The organism is Rhodococcus sp. NPDC057014 (assembly GCF_042673295.1).
Taxonomy (GTDB): Bacteria; Actinomycetota; Actinomycetes; order Mycobacteriales; family Mycobacteriaceae; genus Rhodococcus_F.
This window is the reverse complement of record NZ_JBHUSF010000037.1, coordinates 24918-42430: the sequence shown is the minus strand read 5'-3', so window position 1 is coordinate 42430 and position 17513 is coordinate 24918. Positions and strand designations below refer to the sequence as shown.

20 protein-coding genes and 1 pseudogene are annotated in these 17513 nt (G+C 67.7%); 10 read left to right on the top strand and 11 right to left on the bottom strand.

The window, feature by feature from the left end:
• A partial coding sequence (locus tag ACFTZB_RS10985; protein ID WP_378431565.1) for a dynamin family protein occupies nucleotides 1-1668 on the bottom strand: 1668 nt, incomplete at its 3' end.
• A gap of 245 nt (nucleotides 1669-1913) precedes the next feature.
• Here ACFTZB_RS10985 and ACFTZB_RS10980 point away from each other — a divergent pair.
• The 7 genes from ACFTZB_RS10980 (at nucleotide 1914) to ACFTZB_RS10950 (ending at nucleotide 7871) form a co-directional block, all read left to right on the top strand.
• Nucleotides 1914-3191, top strand: coding sequence for a hypothetical protein (locus ACFTZB_RS10980; RefSeq protein WP_378431564.1), 1278 nt, complete (start codon nucleotides 1914-1916; stop codon nucleotides 3189-3191).
• A 318-nt stretch (nucleotides 3192-3509) separates the two neighbouring features.
• Nucleotides 3510-3857 carry an Lsr2 family protein gene (locus ACFTZB_RS10975; protein ID WP_378431563.1) on the top strand — a complete coding sequence of 116 codons (348 nt, stop codon included), beginning with the start codon at nucleotides 3510-3512 and terminating at the stop codon, nucleotides 3855-3857.
• Nucleotides 3858-3902: 45 nt separating this feature from the next.
• Nucleotides 3903-4655 (top strand): SOS response-associated peptidase, encoded by a 753-nt coding sequence (locus ACFTZB_RS10970; RefSeq protein ID WP_378431562.1) that lies wholly within the window; start codon nucleotides 3903-3905, stop codon nucleotides 4653-4655.
• Between the two features lie 680 nt (nucleotides 4656-5335).
• The gene (locus ACFTZB_RS10965; RefSeq protein ID WP_378431561.1) at nucleotides 5336-5692 is read left to right on the top strand and encodes a hypothetical protein; all 357 of its coding nucleotides are present in this window, start codon (nucleotides 5336-5338) and stop codon (nucleotides 5690-5692) included.
• Nucleotides 5693-6342: 650 nt separating this feature from the next.
• The gene (locus tag ACFTZB_RS10960) at nucleotides 6343-6687 is read left to right on the top strand and encodes a hypothetical protein (RefSeq protein WP_378431560.1); all 345 of its coding nucleotides are present in this window, start codon (nucleotides 6343-6345) and stop codon (nucleotides 6685-6687) included.
• 172 nt (nucleotides 6688-6859) lie between these two features.
• Nucleotides 6860-7306 (top strand): DnaB-like helicase N-terminal domain-containing protein, encoded by a 447-nt coding sequence (locus ACFTZB_RS10955; RefSeq protein ID WP_378431559.1) that lies wholly within the window; start codon nucleotides 6860-6862, stop codon nucleotides 7304-7306.
• Nucleotides 7307-7427: 121 nt separating this feature from the next.
• Nucleotides 7428-7871 carry a hypothetical protein gene (locus tag ACFTZB_RS10950; RefSeq protein WP_378431558.1) on the top strand — a complete coding sequence of 148 codons (444 nt, stop codon included), beginning with the start codon at nucleotides 7428-7430 and terminating at the stop codon, nucleotides 7869-7871.
• 499 nt (nucleotides 7872-8370) lie between these two features.
• On the opposite strand, the gene ACFTZB_RS10945 is transcribed toward ACFTZB_RS10950, so the two are convergent.
• Nucleotides 8371-8949 (bottom strand): histone-like nucleoid-structuring protein Lsr2, encoded by a 579-nt coding sequence (locus ACFTZB_RS10945; RefSeq protein ID WP_378431557.1) that lies wholly within the window; start codon nucleotides 8947-8949, stop codon nucleotides 8371-8373.
• 231 nt (nucleotides 8950-9180) lie between these two features.
• Complete coding sequence (locus ACFTZB_RS10940; protein ID WP_378431556.1) at nucleotides 9181-9894, bottom strand: HNH endonuclease family protein; 714 nt, start codon at nucleotides 9892-9894, stop codon at nucleotides 9181-9183.
• Between the two features lie 180 nt (nucleotides 9895-10074).
• On the opposite strand from ACFTZB_RS10940, the gene ACFTZB_RS10935 reads away from it, so the two are divergent.
• On the top strand, nucleotides 10075-10536 hold the full coding sequence (locus tag ACFTZB_RS10935; RefSeq protein WP_378431555.1) for an SRPBCC family protein: 462 nt from the start codon (nucleotides 10075-10077) through the stop codon (nucleotides 10534-10536).
• A gap of 27 nt (nucleotides 10537-10563) precedes the next feature.
• Here ACFTZB_RS10935 and ACFTZB_RS10930 read toward each other — a convergent pair whose 3' ends face one another.
• From ACFTZB_RS10930 to ACFTZB_RS10900, 7 genes and pseudogenes are all read right to left on the bottom strand, one after another.
• Nucleotides 10564-11409, bottom strand: coding sequence for an alpha/beta fold hydrolase (locus tag ACFTZB_RS10930; RefSeq protein WP_378431554.1), 846 nt, complete (start codon nucleotides 11407-11409; stop codon nucleotides 10564-10566).
• Nucleotides 11410-11714: 305 nt separating this feature from the next.
• Nucleotides 11715-11921 carry a hypothetical protein gene (locus ACFTZB_RS10925; protein WP_378431552.1) on the bottom strand — a complete coding sequence of 69 codons (207 nt, stop codon included), beginning with the start codon at nucleotides 11919-11921 and terminating at the stop codon, nucleotides 11715-11717.
• 467 nt (nucleotides 11922-12388) lie between these two features.
• A complete protein-coding gene (locus tag ACFTZB_RS10920) occupies nucleotides 12389-12577 on the bottom strand; it encodes a hypothetical protein (RefSeq protein WP_378431550.1) in 189 nt (62 codons plus the stop codon).
• 127 nt (nucleotides 12578-12704) lie between these two features.
• Nucleotides 12705-12827, bottom strand: a complete 123-nt coding sequence (locus ACFTZB_RS10915; protein ID WP_378431549.1) for a hypothetical protein — start codon at nucleotides 12825-12827, stop codon at nucleotides 12705-12707.
• A 346-nt stretch (nucleotides 12828-13173) separates the two neighbouring features.
• Nucleotides 13174-13636: pseudogene (locus ACFTZB_RS10910) on the bottom strand (mechanosensitive ion channel family protein); the annotation flags it as partial.
• Between the two features lie 107 nt (nucleotides 13637-13743).
• Nucleotides 13744-14643 (bottom strand): Rieske 2Fe-2S domain-containing protein, encoded by a 900-nt coding sequence (locus ACFTZB_RS10905; protein ID WP_378431548.1) that lies wholly within the window; start codon nucleotides 14641-14643, stop codon nucleotides 13744-13746.
• A 52-nt stretch (nucleotides 14644-14695) separates the two neighbouring features.
• Complete coding sequence (locus ACFTZB_RS10900; protein ID WP_378431547.1) at nucleotides 14696-15544, bottom strand: SDR family oxidoreductase; 849 nt, start codon at nucleotides 15542-15544, stop codon at nucleotides 14696-14698.
• 179 nt (nucleotides 15545-15723) lie between these two features.
• Between ACFTZB_RS10900 and ACFTZB_RS10895 the strand changes: the two genes are divergently transcribed.
• Together ACFTZB_RS10895 and ACFTZB_RS10890 are read left to right on the top strand one after the other, a co-directional pair.
• Nucleotides 15724-15909: a hypothetical protein gene (locus ACFTZB_RS10895; RefSeq protein ID WP_378431546.1), complete on the top strand. Its 186-nt coding sequence runs from the start codon at nucleotides 15724-15726 to the stop codon at nucleotides 15907-15909.
• Nucleotides 15910-15953: 44 nt separating this feature from the next.
• Nucleotides 15954-16364, top strand: coding sequence for an NAD-dependent epimerase/dehydratase family protein (locus ACFTZB_RS10890; RefSeq protein ID WP_378431545.1), 411 nt, complete (start codon nucleotides 15954-15956; stop codon nucleotides 16362-16364).
• 411 nt (nucleotides 16365-16775) lie between these two features.
• Here the strand turns inward: ACFTZB_RS10890 and ACFTZB_RS10885 are convergent, their stop codons facing one another.
• Nucleotides 16776-17414 carry a DsbA family protein gene (locus ACFTZB_RS10885; RefSeq protein ID WP_378431543.1) on the bottom strand — a complete coding sequence of 213 codons (639 nt, stop codon included), beginning with the start codon at nucleotides 17412-17414 and terminating at the stop codon, nucleotides 16776-16778.
• Nucleotides 17415-17513 lie beyond the last annotated feature (99 nt).

Sequence of the window (17513 nt, the reverse complement as noted above, 5' to 3'; positions counted from 1 at the left end):
GATCACGATCTCCGGGCGGGCAAGGGCGAGGGTGGATTCGAGCATCCGGGCGGTGGTGGTCTTGGTGGTCGCGATCGTCTCCCGCAACCAGGACAGCAGGTTCGTCTTCCCGGCGCGCATCGCCTTGAACCCGAGGTTGAAGCCGACCCAGGCGACGCCGACGACCGCCCCGACGCCCATCATCGCCGAGACCCCGATCAGGCCGCCGAGCATCGACGAGCCCATCACGCCCATGGTGATCATCGACGGGTCGAGCAGGCCCTGCCGTTTCCCGGCGACCTGGTGGGTTTCCAGGGTGCGGTTCGACAACGTCGCGAGGACCTGCTCGGAGATCTCGTGCCAGATGATCTCGGAGGCGAATCGCGGGTGCACGATCTGGGTGTAGAGCTGCTCGAGGAACAGGTTGACCGACCCGGCCATCGCCGCCTGGAAGTCGCGTTCCATCTCGGCGGTGAAATGCTGCGGGTTCCGCCGCAACACCGCCATCCCGTTCTTGTTGATCCGGGTGGTCCACTTCTGCCGGATCCCGTCGAGGCGGCGGTCGAGGTCGTCGGTGGCGTGCTGGCGGATCAACGTCAGATCCCGCTGCAGGTATTGCTCCCACTGCGTCGAGTGGTCTTTGAGGCCCTGCAGTTCGGTCAGCTGCGCGGTCAGATCCGGGATGACCTCACCGCTGCGGGTGATCGCCCCGATCTGGGTGTGCATGTCCGTCGCCAACGTGCGCAGCCCCTCGACCGCGGTCCGCAGCCCGGTGATCGCCGGAAGGTGTTCGGCGATGGCGAGTTTCGCACCGATCAGCTCGCGCAGCTCGGCGATCCCCGATCTTGCCTCCGCGTGGTCGCGGAGCGGGCCGGGTGCCATCTCGGCGGCGATCACCGCCCGCAGACTCGACACCCCCAGCACCGGGACCTGCCGGCCCAGGTGCCGCAGCAATAGTTCCCGGTTTTCGTCGACGATCGGCCGCCAGCGGCGGATGTTCTTGTCGGTCTTGGTGACCACCACGATCAGCGATTCCACCGCGGACCCGGTCTTGTCGATGAACGCCATCTCCGGTGCCGTCAGCGGGGTGGTGGCATCGCACACGATCACCAGCACGCAGGCCTGCGACGCCGACGCTTCCGCCAGGACCGCGTAGGACGGATCCAGCCCGCCGACGCCGGGGGTGTCGATCACGGTGACATTCCCGAGGCGGCTGCCGGCGACCGGGACGATCGCGCGGGTGGGCAGTTCCGCGACCCGGCTGTCGGTGACATGGGCGCCCTCGCACGAGACCCAGTCCGCCAACTCGGCATGCCGGATCTGCTCGGTGCGGCCGGGGAACAGGATCTGCGCCGTCCCCCCGGGGTGCTCGGCGGTCGCCTCCCCGAAGCTGATCGTCGTCGACGTCGTCACGTCCACCCCCACCGGGGAGGCGCCGCGCCACCCCACCAGCGCATTGACCAACGAACTCTTCCCCCGTTTGACCTCGCCGACCACGACCACCGACCGGGTCTGCTCCACGGTTCGGGCCCGCTGCTCGGCGAGATCGCTGATCGCGTCGTACCCGAACGGGCGCAGGATCTTGCCGGTGATCGAGGAGAGCAGCACCTCGGCGCGTTCACGCGGCGGCGTCTCGGCGGCCGGGGAGGCAACAGTGGCCGGTTGCCCGGTCTGGGCTGCGGTGTCCACGCCCCTCTCCCCTTTCCGCCGCGGTCCTGTGTGCGCCCGGGTGGTGGGGCGCCGTCGAACCCTAGCGCGGCCGGGCCGGGGCCTGCACCGCCAGCCGACCACCCCGCATCACCGGTGGGTGTGACGGAGGCCACCGCAGCGGTGTGGGAACCTTCCAGGCGGTCGCGGCCTCCAACTAACCACGACCACACGCTCCCGCCCGGCGACGCCGACACTCGCGGGGGCGGAACAGGGAAGGGACCGACATGAGCATGAGGACCACCACGTCGATGCCGGCGGCGGCCGTGCTCGCCGCCGCGGTGCTGTTGGCCGGCTGCACCGGCACCGACACCACCGCCGAACCGGTCGGCAAATCCGGCGGAGACCAGGCCTCGACCGCGAGTGTCGATCCCGCCGCCCTCGACACCGGCAGCTACCCGACCAGCCCGGCCCCGGAGTTCGGGCGGGCCACCCAGGACACCATCCTCGACGTCGACGGGCAGCGGCTCGCCGAGTTCACCGTCGTCCCCTTCGAAATCGACCCGGAACTGACGTCGGTGAAGATGCCCACGATGGTGATGCGCAGCGGCAAGAACCTCGGTGTCGTCCTCAGCGACGCCGCCGGGGACATCGCCCACAGCCACCAGATGCTCTACGGCTACGTCTCGACCGCGACCACCCCCACCACGAAAACCACCGACCCGTCCCGGTCCGTCGTCCAGGCGGTGATGCGGTTCAACAACCCCGACGACGCCGCCGCCACCGCCCGCGACATCCATCAGAATCTGCTCACCGTCGACGACGGCACCGGCCTCGAGACCGCCGAAAGCATCGACATCCTGCCCCACACCCTGGTCTCGACCGGACAGACGAACTTCAATGCCGGACCCGAGGTGTCGGTGAATGCGTTCACCCCGCACGGCGACTACCTGCTCTACACCTGGGCGAAAGCCCCCGCCGCCGACAAGGACTGGACCGCGAAGGCCGTCGCGACGGCCCTGCAACTGCAGGAACCGCTGATCGACCGGTTCCCGGCCACCCCGACCCGTGCGCAGAACGGTGGCCAGTCCGCGGAGCTGCCGATGATCGACCAGGACAAGGTCCTGATCTACGCGATCCCCGAAGACGACGCCCAAGCCCAACTCGGCGACGACATGGCCGCCTACGGGCCCCGCGGCATGGCGCATCGCTCCACCAACCCGCCGCTGACCTACAAGGTCCTCACCGACGCCGGATCCGACCACAACGCCGTCTACAAGACCACCGTCTACCGGGCGAAAGACGAGGCCGGCGCCGAGACGATCCTCACCGAGTTCTACAACGACCTGCTCGCCGAAGGGTTCACCGCCGCCCCCACCCCACAGGGTCTGCCCGACGCCAAATGCGCCACCAAGGACACCGTCAACGGCACCCAGGACTACTGCATGGTCGCCAACGGCCGCTACGTCGGCGAAGCCAGCGGCACCGACAACAAGAAGGACGTCGATCAGCAGATCTCCGCGCAGTACCTGATCCTCGAGCACGCCGACCAGAACGCCGAATAACCCCCGACCCAGGACACGCCAGGCTCCGCTGCGCCGGGTGGCTGTGGCCTCGCCAATCCATGGCAGGGCCACAGCCACACCCACCCAGAGGCGCTCATTCTCATCTCGGCACCGGCCACCCTCGACCCCCGAATCCGCGCATGCCATGAGAGTCGTTGCACGGAAGTCGTTTCCGTCCTGCAACGACGATCCGCGGTGGGCGGGGCGCCTTTCTCGTCGTCGCCTGAACGTCCACGGTCCGCGCTGCGCCCCGCATTTCGTGGGGTGCCCCCCAGTACTGTCGTCTGGTCCGTATCCAAGAACGCGAGGAGTGGATCCGTGGCACGCAAGGTCGTAGTGGAGATGGTCGACGACATCGACGGCACCGCCTTCGGCGAAGACGGCGAGAGCATCAGCTACGCGGTCGACGGCATCGAGTACGTGATCGACCTGAAGGACGAACACGCGAAGGAACTCCGCGAGACCTTCGACTACTACATCACGCACTCCACCCGGGTCGGCGGCCGCAAACACCGCTCGGACCGGCCGGGCACCGCCACTGCCGGGAAGCGGTCGCGGGAGGAAACGAAGAAGATCCGCGCCTGGGCGCTCGAGCAGGGCTACGAACTGTCCTCCCGGGGCCGTATCCCCGCCGAGATCGAGCAGGCCTTCCGCGCCGCCCACTGATGCGACCTCACCCGCGACGTCAGTGCGTCGTGGCACGCTATCGGTATGTGTGGTCGCTACGCCTCGACGACGAGCCGGGGGTCGTTGCTCGAGACCTTCGAGATCGACCCCGACCGGGCCGACCCCGAGGTTCCGCCCGACTACAACGTCGCACCCACGAAAACCTCGCCGGTGGTGATCGCCCGCACACCGAAGGACACCGACGATAAGCAGCCGCAGCGGCAGCTCCGCAACCTCAAGTGGGGTTTGACACCATTCTGGGCGAAGGATCCGAAGATCGGCTCCCGGATGATCAACGCCCGCGCCGAGACGGTGCACGAAAAGCCGGCCTATCGGCAGTCCTTCAAGTCCCGGCGGGCGATCATTCCGGTGTCCGGGTTCTACGAGTGGTTCCCGACCGAGGAGGTCGGCAAAACTGGGAAACCGCTCAAACAGCCGTACTACATCCACCCCGCCGGCGGTGACATTCTGCCGTTGGCCGGGATCTTCGACTTCTGGCGCAACCCCGACGTCCCCGACGACGATCCGGACGCCTGGCTGGTCACCTTCTCGGTGATCACCACCAATTCCACCGACGACGTGGGGCACATCCACGACCGGATGCCGATGAGCGTGGCCGAAGCGAATTGGGCGGACTGGCTCGACCCGACCAACACCGACGTCGATTACGCCCGATCCCTGATGGCACCCCCGGCACCGGGGAGCCTGGACACCTACCCCGTGTCCAAGGCCGTGAACAACGTCCGCAACAACGGCGAGGACCTGGTGAAGCCGATCGCCACCGGCGATGCCCACTGACCACGGGTCCGGCCCGGTGCCGGCCCGGGCGCCTCAGCCGTGGACGTACTCGCGTCGGAATACCGATGGAGGGTCCGCTGTTGAGAAGGCTGACGGTGGCGCGCATACCCCGGGTACCACACCAGAACAGTCGCCGCGAGCGACCACTTGCCGAGAGGCGATATGGCGTCACCGTCACCCCGTGACCGGGTAAGACCTGCACTGCGTAGCGTTCCCGGGCGGGTGAGGAGCCGCTGACACCGGGGAAGGCGTCGGCGGCTTTCCTCTGACACCCCGAGCAGGTCTCCCACGGCATGATCGAGAACCTGGGGCAGCCGGCGACCTCGCCCGAACCAGACATCGGCGATCACGGCTCGGCCATGGTCACTGCTTGCGCGCTTGTCGACCGGGACGAAAGAGGCGTACATCATCCGCGCAGGCCATGAGATTTCACCGAGAAGCAGGCCGCCACCCGCCTACCAATCCGCGGAACCCCGCAGATCAGGACCGTGAACGGATCACCGGTCTGGGCAGTGAGTGGCGACCTGCTGCTCGTCGCACACGTCACAGTAGACCGCCCTTCCGACACGGTCGCGGAAACCCGATGTCGGTGACCCCGAGCGCGATGGTGCCGGGCGCCCCCTGCGGCGGCCGGCACCGCCGCATGCGCCTGATCGACCATGGGTTGCTACCGTCCGACGGTGCATTCCCTCCTCAGCAACCGTGGCCCCGTGTATTGGCGACGGATCCAGCGAGAAGCCGGCGACCGATGGCTCACCCGGGGCAGCCGCGGACTGCGCGGAATGACCCGCACCCCTCCCCCGATCACCGACCACGAGTGCGCCACCCTCGTCGCCGTGCTCGTCGAAACCACCGGCGGCCGCTGGCCGGAGAACCAGACCCGCATCGCCCGCCTCCTGACCAGACTTGACATCGACGGCAGCGCAATACAAATGGCAGCAACCATCCGATCGCTGACCGCCGATCCCACCTGGCCCACACGCGCCCACGAAATCGAATCCAGCGCCGCCGAGTGGTGGCACCAGGGATCCCCCTGACGACGCCAGGGGCCCGCCGCCCGGAATCATGCCGACGGGCACGCGTCGATAGCGGAGACGGTCACCCCACGCGTGAGCGCGTCCGAGACACCGTTAGAATGAGTGCTGCTCCAGCAGCGCATCCCCCCAATTTTGTTCTGCTGGACACCCCCCGTGCCCCGGCGTCATCCCCCCGATGCCGGGGCACAATCATGCGCACGCCCCACCACCAGGTCGACAGAGGACGGCGACAAATCCCGGCCGGAAGACCCGTGGGCCACCCGTCGCGGTTCGCTGCGATCCCAGGCCACCCACCGACTTCGAAGAGACGGCAGAGGACACCGGCCCCCACCGATTCGGGGCTGCCCGGTGGACGCGCCTGAAGAGCGGAACCCGCTCGGCACCGGGTTCGTGCCCCGTCTCTGATGCCTGACTCCGCTGAGTACCGGGCCCGCCGGCCTCATCCGAGGGGCCAGGGCCGCCGGACATCGAGTCCGGCGCTTTGCACTGCCTCGGGACCAGGACCAGGACCAGGACGCAGTCCTGTGCGGCCGGGACTGTGCCACTCACGATCGATCAGCCGTACATCGCGTGTTGGCGGCGCCATCAGCGGAGTCTTCCCTGTCCCGGCCGCTGGCGCCGGTGTGCCACCATGACCGATGATCGAATGTATGTTCGATGAAAAGTTCCGGCACTGGCGCCCCACCTACCGCCCCAAGCCGTGGCGCACGATCATCCCACCCCAGCCGGTGACGGTCGATCTGGCCACGGCGATCGCCCACGGCGGTGGCCGCCTCGCCCACGATCTTCCGCTCCGGGTCCGCGCCGAAGGACTCAACCTCGACATCCAGGTTCCCGGCGTGCTGCACGCCTGGGCGCGCACCTCCCGCGGCTCCTGGCTGGCAGCATGCACCTTCACCGTCCCCACCGGAAACAATCTCGGCTCCCTCGAGGTCACCCAGTGGTGTCCCGCCACCGCCGTCACGCCGCGCGAAACCGGGCCGCCGAGTACATGATTCCACAACGCCCGACCGCGTCACACCCCACCGATCTGCAGCCTATCCACCACCCACGCCCGGAGGAGGCGACGAAGGTGAGCACCAGCGACCAAGTGAGCGCCGAGGAAGCTGTCGACGTGCTCCGCCCCGACGACGTGGACGCCGACCTCCGCGAGGACATCGAAGGCCTGTGTCTCTGCGCCCTGCTCGGGCACCGGCCGACACCGCCGAACGGGCGGTCGCCATCGTCGAAACCGCCGACTTCCACCGCCCCCTCCACGCCGAGCTCTATGGTGTCATCGCCGCACTCGTGCGAGAGGGAGCACCTCACGGCGCCGCCATGGTTGCCACCACCCTCGAGCGCGACGGCGAACTCGCCGGTCACCACGGCATCCGTATCGCCCGTGCCCTCACCGACGTCGCCACCGCGGGAGCTGATCCGGTCTCTCTCGGCCACTACGCCAAAGCTGTGGTTACCCGCGCCTACCGGCGCGGCTACCACGAGGCCGCGCAATCGATGGCCCAAGCCGCGGCCGAACTGCCCGACGATCAGCTCTTCGAGCACCTCCTCGCCATCGGCCGCGAACGCCGCACTGCCAGTCGGCGGCTCATCGCCCTTCGCGCCGCGGAGATCTGACACCCGCAGCCGCCGCCTGGGTGACCCGTTTGCCCGCAAATATGGAAACATACCGATCTGCATGTTTCATCAACGGGGGAGGGCGGATATGGGGCAGGGGGATGACCCGCGCAAGAGGGTCATGAGCAGTGTGATCTGGAGGTGGAGCAGATTCGACGGTCTCGCCAACCATCACCTGGAGCAGATTCTGCAACGGGGAGGCTTCCTCGACGGTGACATCACCGACCCGAAAGCAGTCAACCGGGCGGTACGCGTCGCCGTCGAAAACCCTGCCACTGTCGCAGAACTCGACGACTGGATGCAACGTGCCGCCAATCGGTGCGCCGGCGCACCCACCTCGGACCTTCGGCTGGAAGACTCGATCGGCTACCTCACCGAACGCCTCGACGCTGTCCCGTTGACCCCCGAGATGATCGATGAGTGCTTGCGCAAGGTCGCGACCGTTGATGATCAGATCGTGGGGGCCAAGGACCTACCCGAGTTGGCGCACCCGGACGCCACGACGACCGCACTGCTGTGGAGATACGTCGAGGCCCGAGGCAGGGTCCTCGCCGCCTCACTCTGACTCGGCCGCGGCGGCGGGCTGACCCGGGGGCCTTGGGACCATGGACATGTCCAGGTGTCCGGAGACAGTGCTGGTGTCCGGGAGCGCGCCGCGCAGTTCGGGATTGGAGATGAGCCGATCGGCGGCGGTGCCAGATCGTGCTTGGCTGAATCTCCCGCCCAGTGCCACTTCCCGACCTCGACACCAAGTTCCCAGGGCGTCACCCCGGCGGCGGGGCGCACCGGCCGTTTTCATCATGGTCGGGCGCACGAACGGATGCGGTGGACACCGTCTGTGGCGGACAGGGGTGCGCAGGACCCGGCGGCATCAGGAGTAGGACAGGAGGCAGCGCCGAACTCGGGTTCGGGTCGACCCTCGGACCGCTGCTCGAGTCGATCGCCGCGCAGGTCGTCGGGTAATTCCAGATCTCGCGGGTCGGCCCGCCGGGCTGCCGGTGCTCGCGGCGTAGTCTCCCGGGTGACGCGGCTGCGCGTGGACGGCCTGGCCATCGCTCCGGTTGTCAGTGGGCGTCGGCGAAAGCGTGCTCGATGTCCGCGGGTATGCGTCCGCGGGAGGAGATCTCGTACCCGTGCTGGACAGCCCACTGGCGGATTTCCTTGGCGGTGCTTGTGCTCCGGTTTCGTCGGGGTCGGTGTCTCGGCCGTTGTTCCTGCTCGGGCTGCTCGGTCGCGGGGCTCTCGTTGGTCTCGTCCGTCTCCCCTTTTCCCTTACCCGCTCGGTTTCCGTCTGTGCGGCCCTGTTCGTTCTCTGCGGACATCTCCCCCTCACGGTCCTTGGTCTCGCCCTCGTCCGGCTCGACGAGGTGCAACCGGCGGATATCGCCGGACATGCCCAGTGCGCCGGCTCCAGTGCCCGCGTGCCCCGCCGGGCTCTCACCGCCGGAGTGGAGCCGGCTGGTCAGCGAATCGATTTGCGAGGTGACCGCAGTGATCGCCGCGGCTTTCGCGGAGGTCATCAGCTCTCCCCGAACGGTCTCGCAGAGCTTGGCGACCTCCGGGGAACTGGTGAGCGTCGCGGTCCCTCGCCCCAACAGGTAGCCCGTCCCGAGGGCCACTACCACCTGGCCGCTGGTTTTCATCGTCGTCACCCCGCAACTTGCCGAGCTGTCGTCCGCGTACCTCGGTCGGCGGCGGGAAGGGTGTGTGTTGGAGCCGTGCCCGGCGCGGGGTGCGTATACGGGTGCTTACCCGCGGCCGGGACGCCTAATCATCGGTACGCAACGTCCGTGGACGGTGGGTCGAACGGATGGCGTCCCCCGATCGCGTATGGCGGTGCGCGTCCACGCTGATCTCGGCTGGCACAGCGGTGCTCAGCAGGAGTGCAGGACCTGGCTCATCGCGTCCTTCTCCGCCTGGGTCACCCACAACCGGTAGAGGGCTTTGACGTCGATCTGCCGGGCAACGTAGGTGCACCGGTAGGCCTTGTTCGGCGGCAACCAGGATGCGGCGTCGGAATCGGACTTCTGCGAGTTCGTCGGGCCGTCGACGGCCTGCAGATTGCGGGGGTCGTTGGCCAGGTCGCGGCGCTGCTGCGGGCTGAGCTGCTGGGCGCCCTTCTGCCACGCGTCCGACAGGGCCACGACGTGATCGATCTGGACGGCGGTGGAGGTGTCCTGCCCACGGACGAACGCGATGGTGGTGCCGGTGTAGGTGTCGTGCAGGGTGCCGGTCGCCACCACACAATCCCGGGTGCTGGCCTTGTAGGTCAGATCCACCAGGTCGCGTCGCAGGATGTCGTTACGGGTGTCGCACCCGTTGTGACCGCCCTCGACACCGTTGTCGTCGGACCACGACGGCCCGAACTGCTCCCGGGTGTATCCGGTCTTCGGAGCACGGCCCTTCACCGCCAGGGTGTCGAGCTTCGACAACGCCGGTCCCGGATCGAAGACCGGTGCCGGGGCGGCCGGGGCTCCCCCGAGCGACCCGGTGCCCGGGTCCGCGTCGGCGATCGCCGAGCACCCGGTCAGACCGAGCACGGTGACCGCACCCAACGCGAGCAGTGCGGTCCGGGGGCGTTGGCGCATGCGACTGTTCTCCTGTTACCTGTGTGACTGGTGGTGCACGCAAGTATTGCGGACACCTCCGACAGGCTCGGCGAACGGGGTCGGCGCGGGTTCATGGTGACCCCGGCATACCCGGTGCAAGCTCCGCCTCGCATCGACGCCTCGAGTGTGATGCCCCGATGTGGCGGGTAAGCGGAGGTTATGAGCACTGTCACCGAATCCGTCGATGTCGACGTCCCCTTGCACGTCGCCTACGACCAGTGGACCCAGTTCGAGTCTTTCCCGCAGTTCATGAAGGGCGTCACTGAGGTTCGCCAACTCGACGACACCCACACTCGCTGGACCGTCGAGATCGGCAGACAGAGGCGTGAATTCGATGCCACCATCACCGAGCAGCGCCCCGACGAGCGGGTGGCCTGGAGATCGGATGTCGGCCCCATCCATGCCGGGGTGATCACCTTCGCCCCTCTCGACAACACCCACACCCGGGTGACCGCAGAGATGGACCTCGATCCCGACGGTGTCGCCGAACACGTCGCCGATACGCTCGGGATCTTGTCCCGGCGAGTGACCAAGGACCTGGAACGGTACAAGTGGTTCGTCGAGGACCGTGGCACCCTCGCCACGGGCTGGCGTGGTGTCATCGACCATCCCGAGCCGTGACACGGGCCTCCGGCGACGCGACCGGCATCACGAGGTCGAACCGTTATCCCTGACAGGGACAGGTCTTCTGGAGATGAACTCGGCACGCAGCGACAGAGGGACGGCTCCGGGTGCGTGCGTTCTGTTCGTTCCCGGCGGTTTCAGGCCGTGCGGTCGGTGTTCGCGGCGGTTGATCGGCGCCGATGCCGTTCCGGGATGCTCGGTCGCGGCGATCGCCGCGGGACCCGGCGGCGGTTTCCAGGGCGCAGTGGAGAGGTGCTCGCGGATCAGGCGGAGGGTGGTCGCGGGCTGTTCGAACTGGGAACGTGCCCGCAGTTCGGCAGGATCGCCGTTGTGGCGGTGGGGACGGTGTCGGTGACGTGGCGGGCGAAGGCGGCTGGCACGAGGCTGTCGGCGTCGCCCCAGAGGAACAGTGTCGGCGGTTGCAGGGCCGCGATCCGATCCCAGAGTCCGGTCGCCCCGAAGGGGTTCGTCGAGGTAGAGCCCCAACAGTGCGGACCCCAGCGCCCGCCGCCGGGCTGCATGCCGCAGCGACAACTCCCATTCGTCGGCGGCCGCCCGGTACCAGTGCCGCGGCACCGACTCCGGATCCGCGAACAGGGCTCGCAGACCGGCGCGGGCGGCGGTATGCAGCAGTGCGGGCGGCACGACGAGCGGCAGTCGGGCCAGATCAACCGGAAAGACCCGGGCGAGTGCGGTCGGCCTGCGGCGGCGGAAGGCCATCGCCGGACACAACAACACCAACCCGGACACCGCATCCGGATCCCGCAGCGCGAGTTCCAGGCCGACGCGTCCGCCGAGCGAATGGCCGATCACCGCACCGCCGCGGGCATCGACGGCGTCGAGGACCGCGCGTAGCCACCGATACAGCATCTCAGGGGTGTACCGCCAGCTAGGGGTTGCGGAGAAGCCGAAACCGGTATGTCGGGGCACAGCACCCGGTGATCGTGTGCGAGAGCGGCCAGGACGGGCAGCATCGAGGTGTTGTTGGCGCCGAGGCCGTGCAGCAGAACGACCGGCGGGTTGTCGGGGTAATTGCACCACATTCGATTACGTGACGGACAAACCCCTCAATTCGGGGAATTTCGTGACCAATGACAGAGGTGAATAGCACACGCCACCATCACCGCACCCTCACCCCTGCCCGATCTCCTTCACCACATCTGACAAGGCCGACGTCAGCCCTCCCGGTGTTGCGAGTCCGTCGAACCGACTGCACGAAACGCGCGGGACGCCTTCAACCCCTTTCGCACCACCCAGAGTTGAACAATCGCCACGACAACCGCTCCCGCCGCGAAGACCATCGCCAGAAACCACCACCACGCGTCAAACACGAGATAGAGCACCGCACAGGCACCGGCGGCGGCAATGAACGCCCACTGCACGCGATTCAGCGTGCGAGCCTTCTCTGTGGCACGAGTCATATCCGCAAGATAAAAGTCCTGGCTGTGCGAATGAATGTCGATCTCCCGTCCTCAACTGATCCGGCACCGGTGGCAACCGTCCACGGCGACCGGGGACACAGTGTCCGCGTCCTTCGTCGCTACCACCTGCCATCGTGCACCGTGAGCGTAGAGGTCGTCACCGACACTGCACGATGTCCACACACCCCGCCACCGTCGGCGTGGCTGCGCGCCCGCGACCCCACCACTCGGCAACGGGTCGTTGGCGGCCAGTTACCGGCGGACGCCACTATGAAACCGGATCCCGTCTCGCCGTTGCCGCTCCGATCGTTGGTGCCCAACACAGGTCGAGGGTGCTCCGGCCACTGTCCGGGTGCAGCGGCTGCCCGTGCTGCCCAGGTGCACCCATTGCCGAGAAACTGTTTCGCGCAGTGGTCCTCCGGCCACGCTCACCGCCGTGCCGTAGCGCGCTGCGCCTGACGTGCGGTGCGGGTGCCCTCGAACAGGGCCCACTCGTCGCCTGCGAGCACACCCCGCCGATACGCCCGCCGCACGTCATTCCAGCTGCCCGTGGCGTACGCGTCCACCGACTGGTCGCCTTCGGTGGGTACAGAGCCGTAGGTGTAGTTCCAGTTCACCCCGGAACGCCCCCTGATGGGGACCGCATCCCCCCTTCGGCCCCGGCTGTGTGCCGACGCACCGGGCCACTCCACGTAATCACAGGCCCGCGCGGGCCTGGCGATGTGACCGTTCACTGACGGGGCCTCAGACGATCATGTCCGGGTGCTCGGAGACGTCGCCGTCGAGCAGGACATCCCACGAGACCGGGGGACCTGAATTGCGGAGCATCATCGTGTTCGGCCAGATGACGGGCTCGGCGTCCCTCATCGTGACCGCTCGTGCTGCCCCGCGAGAATCACCACCACGACCGTCCACCTCGTCGGCCGCGGCGACGAGCTGACCTGGAACCGTTCCGCTGCCGCGTCCGGTGCGCGAGGCCCGGGTGCCCCTGTCCGCACGCCGGAGCACCGACGAGCCCACTCCGAGGTGTCGTCAAACCGTAGCTTCGCCGGACGGTCACGTCGGGCTTCGATTAGTCCACCACGTCTTGTGTCTGCAGTGCGTCAGGCCTGTTCGACGCCGACACGGTGGGGGTTCTGCCCGGCGCGGGGGCCACCCCTCGCGTCGGGGATCGTGGTGCGCGAGCGCGTCGGGCCTTGTTGCGCTTCATGTTTCACGCATCGATCGCGGCTGGTGTGAAGACCGCGAGCGGGGCGTCGATCCCTGCCTCGCCGAATGCTGTCAACGCGGCGCGGGTGAGCCGTCGTTGCACGGTCCACTGCCGCCCCGGGCGGGTGCGGGCGACCACCCGTAACATCACCGATTCCGCGGTCACGGTGTTGACGCCGAGCATTTCCGGGGATTCGAGAACCTCCTCGACTATCTCGGGGTCCCGCGCCGCCGCCTCGACGGCACAGGACGCCGCCTCCAGGGCTTGGCGCACGTTGGCGATGTGCGCAATCGGTGGATCGACGACCGCGATCGCGTAACCCTGGCTCATGTTGCCCACCCGTTGGATCTCCCCGTTTCGGCAGAACCACAGGGTGCCGTTTGATGTCACGGATGGTGGTCACCCGCAGGCCGACGGTCTCGACGGTGCCGACCGCGGATCCGACGTCGATGACGTCGCCGACCCCGACGCGACGCCGCGGCGGAAATCGCCGGCTATCGGTGCGATCGATGCAAGAACACTCAGATCCCGGCCGAGACCGACCGCGGATCCTCACAATGATGGTTTCCGTCATTACTTCCCGCTGGCAACGGGGTTGGTGCGGAGTGTGCGCTGCTCGTCCGGTTGGCGCACCTGGATCCGCCCGTCCTGCACGCGGGCCTCGTACACCTGCTGCGGACGGGTCGCGGGACCTCGGACAACCCGACCGTCCGCGACGTCGAAGCGACTGCCGTGCCACGGGCATTCGATGCACCCGTCGTCGAGGGAGCCGTCATGCAGCGGAGCACCCCGATGGGTGCAGCGGTTGCTCAGGGCCACGATGGTGCCCGACTGCTTCACCAGCAGCACCGACACGGTGCCGACCAGAACGGCGGCCATTTCCTTGCCGGTCAGGACGGTTTCCGGGGCTGCGTCCGTCCAATCCGGGGGCAGCGTGGAGAACGCGGTGGTGTCGACTCCGACTCCCGCGGCGTAGGACAGATGGCCACCGAGCCAACCGCTGACCCCGAGCAGTCCCGCCCCCGCCGCCGACAGGCCGATACCGACGCCGTGACGGCCACGGCGACGTGCGGCCCACGACGCGAGATATGCACCAATTGCGGCATAGTTCGAAGCCGCGTGGACTGCGCCGATCCGGCGCTCAGCGCCGAGCGTGTCGGCCCAGTCCGACGCGCCGGTGAGTGTGGCCGGCACTGCGGCAAGGGCGCCCAGCCCCACGAGTTTCGTCGCGGCCGGTCGCGCACTCGTGCCCCCGAGGGCATCGAGGAAGCCGGCGCTGACCCACGCGCCGATAGGGACGGTGACCAGTAGAGGGTGCAGCGGGTGCCCGAGATCGGTGCCGGACAACGCATCCTTGATCCGACCAGCCGGAAGCCATTTGTTGATCGCGGTCACGACCGCGCCGGCGGGACGGTCCAGGGTCTCAGCGTGTTCGAGCCGACGCACACCTCGCTCGAGTACATTCACGTCCATCACATCCCGATTTCCTGTCGACTCGAACACTTTTCGAAGGTCTGGCACGCCGTCAGCCGGGCAGTGTCTCGCCTCCCAGTGGGGCGAGCACTTCCCCGGAGTAGTAGGAGGACAGCAGACCGGAAGCGAAGAACACGTAGGACGGCGCGATCTCGTCCGGCTGGGCGGCCCGCCCGTAGGGGGCCTGCTTCCCGAATTCCGCGACTTTCTCCTCGTCCATGGTCGCCGGGATCAGTGGTGTCCAGACCGGGCCGGGAGCAACACAGTTGACGCGAATTCCGCGGTCCAGCAGGGTCTGTGCCAACGAGTACGTCAACGCCGTCACCGCACCCTTGGTCGCAGAATAGTCGATCAGCGACTTGTTTCCGCGCAATCCGTTGACCGAACCGGTGTTGATGATGGCCGAACCCCGGCCGAGATGCGGTACCGCCGCCTTCGTTACGTGGAAGTAGCTGTCGATGTTCACCGAGAACGTGCGCCGCCACAGCTCATCGGATAACTCGAGGAAGTCGTCGACCGGTTCCTGGTAAGCGACATTGTTGACGACGATGTCGAGTCCGCCCATTTCCGAGACCGTGCGGGCCACCACGTCGCGACAGTGCGCCGGCGAGGCCAGGTCGCCAGCGAAGGTGCGGCAGCGCCGCCCTTGTTTTTCGACCAGCTCGGCCGTGTGCGCCGCGTCGCCGTTCTCCTCGAGGTAAGCAATCGCCACGTCGGCGCCCTCTTTCGCGAACGCCACCGCCACGGCGCGGCCGATCCCCGAGTCGCCCCCGGTCACCAGCGCCCGTTTGTCTTTCAGCAATTCATTACCCCGGTACGCGCGCATCTCGTCCTGAGGTTCCTCGGCCATGTCCGCCGTACGGCCGGGGTAGTCGATTGTGTGCGGGGTGTGTTCGCTCATGCACCTCTCCGATCAGTGGCAAGTCACGTGTCGGGTACCCGGCCCACGAAAGGTCAACCGGCGGCACTCGAACAGCGGTCCAATGCGCGAGCCTCCTGGTTTCAGCGGCCCACGGGGTAGACGGCACAAGTGCGGATGGGGCGGGGCCTCGTGCGCACGCGTCGATCCGAGAGGTACCGATGACTCTGACCGCCACAGACGCCACCGGACCCACCGCCGGCCCCGGACGCCACGTGGTCCTGCTGGTGACCAGCACCGTCCTCGCCCACCTCCACGCCCTCGCCGATTTCGCCCTCACCTCGCGCACCACACCCGACCCGGATCAACCGCTCCCGGCAACGTTTCGACAACGCCGCCAATCATGAGCTCATCTGTCGTTCGCTCGGACGCCGGAAGGGAACGGTAGCCGATGCACGCTCCCCGCAAAGTCGTGATCACCGGCGCCAGTGGAAATGTCGGCACCGCTCTCTTACGTCTGTTCGCGGCGCAGGAACCCGGAACCGCGGTGACCGGGATCGCCCGCCGAACGCCTCCGCAGTCCTCTCCCTACGCGCGTGCGCACTGGCACGAGATCGACCTGACCCGACACGACGCGCACACCGCGCTCGTCCCGGTGCTCGAGGGTGCCGATGCCGTGGTCCATCTCGCGATCGCATTCCAGCCGGCGCGAGACCGCAAATACCTGAGGAGAACAGCGGTCGCCGGGACCCGTGCGGTCGCACGGGCGGCTCGGGCCGCCCGAGTGGGTCACCTGGTCCACCTCTCGTCGGCAGCGGTGTACTCTCCCGGCGCCTATGGCGTACCGGCGTCCGAACAGTAGCCCCGTCGAGGCATTCCGCGATCGATCTACAGCGCCGACAAAGTCGCCGAGAAGGACGTCCTCGACGAGATCGAAGCGGCAGCTGCACCCGACGGGCAGGCCCCTCTCCTTGTCACTCGGATACGTCCGGGCCTGATCGCCCAGCATGACGAGGCCACCGCTCTGCTTCGGTACGCAGTCCCGAGCTACGTGCCACAAACCCTGTCCCGGCGGATACCGGCACTTCCGGTCCTCCCCCTCGATCGCACCCTGACACAGCATGCAGCGATGCCCACTCAACGAGGTCGCGTCGATGACGGTCGAAAAGTCGAGGACCCCACCGTTGGCTTCCCGCGCCGCCGCGGGCGGTACCCTGCGGCACGATCGCTCGTCACAAGCGGTAGGCCTTCCCGGCAGGCGACGGGTGGCGGTTCAGATGCCTTCGGTGCCGGAGGTGTCGGGCAGGCCGTCCGGACGTGTGCGCTTGAGTTCGTAAAACGCGGACACGGGTGCGAGAGTGCGCAACCCATCCCAAAGAGCAAGGGCGTCTTCCCTATTCGGCATGTTGTTGAGCACAGGGCCGTACAAGCCCTTCTTCTCGCCGTTCTCGAGCTTGAATACGATTATTGGAACGCCGGTGTCCTCACCGACGGCGGCGACGGCCGAGCTCGTCTCATCTCGCAGGTACGCGTCCCAGGACGTCTCGTCGGCAGCCCGCGCAAGGCCGGTGGGCAGCCCCTCAGTCACCAGTACCTGCGCGATGAGCGCGTCGTCGTACTCGCGGCCGTCGACGTGGTACGGACGTCCGAACGCGGAGTACAGGTCGATAACAGCGGCGCCGTGCTTTGCCGCGGCCGCGATCACGCGGTGGACCCGGTGCGCGGGTCGATGCAGGTCACCGTGAGAGGTCTTGTCGGAGCGGTCGTTTGCGACTTCGTCGTTCTTCTCGGCGAGACTGAACGGGCGCCACGTAATGTCCAGGTCGCGCTCGTCGGCGACCTGGAGCAGCCACCGACTCGTGATCCAGCAGAACGGGCAGGACGGATCGAAGTAGAACTCGAGTCGCTGCATACACCCAACGTAACAAGGGATCGTGGTCGTCGGCGACCACATGTTCGACGACAGCGGGGCGGTGATCGAGCAGGCCGAGCGCTCGGTCGAGCATCTCCG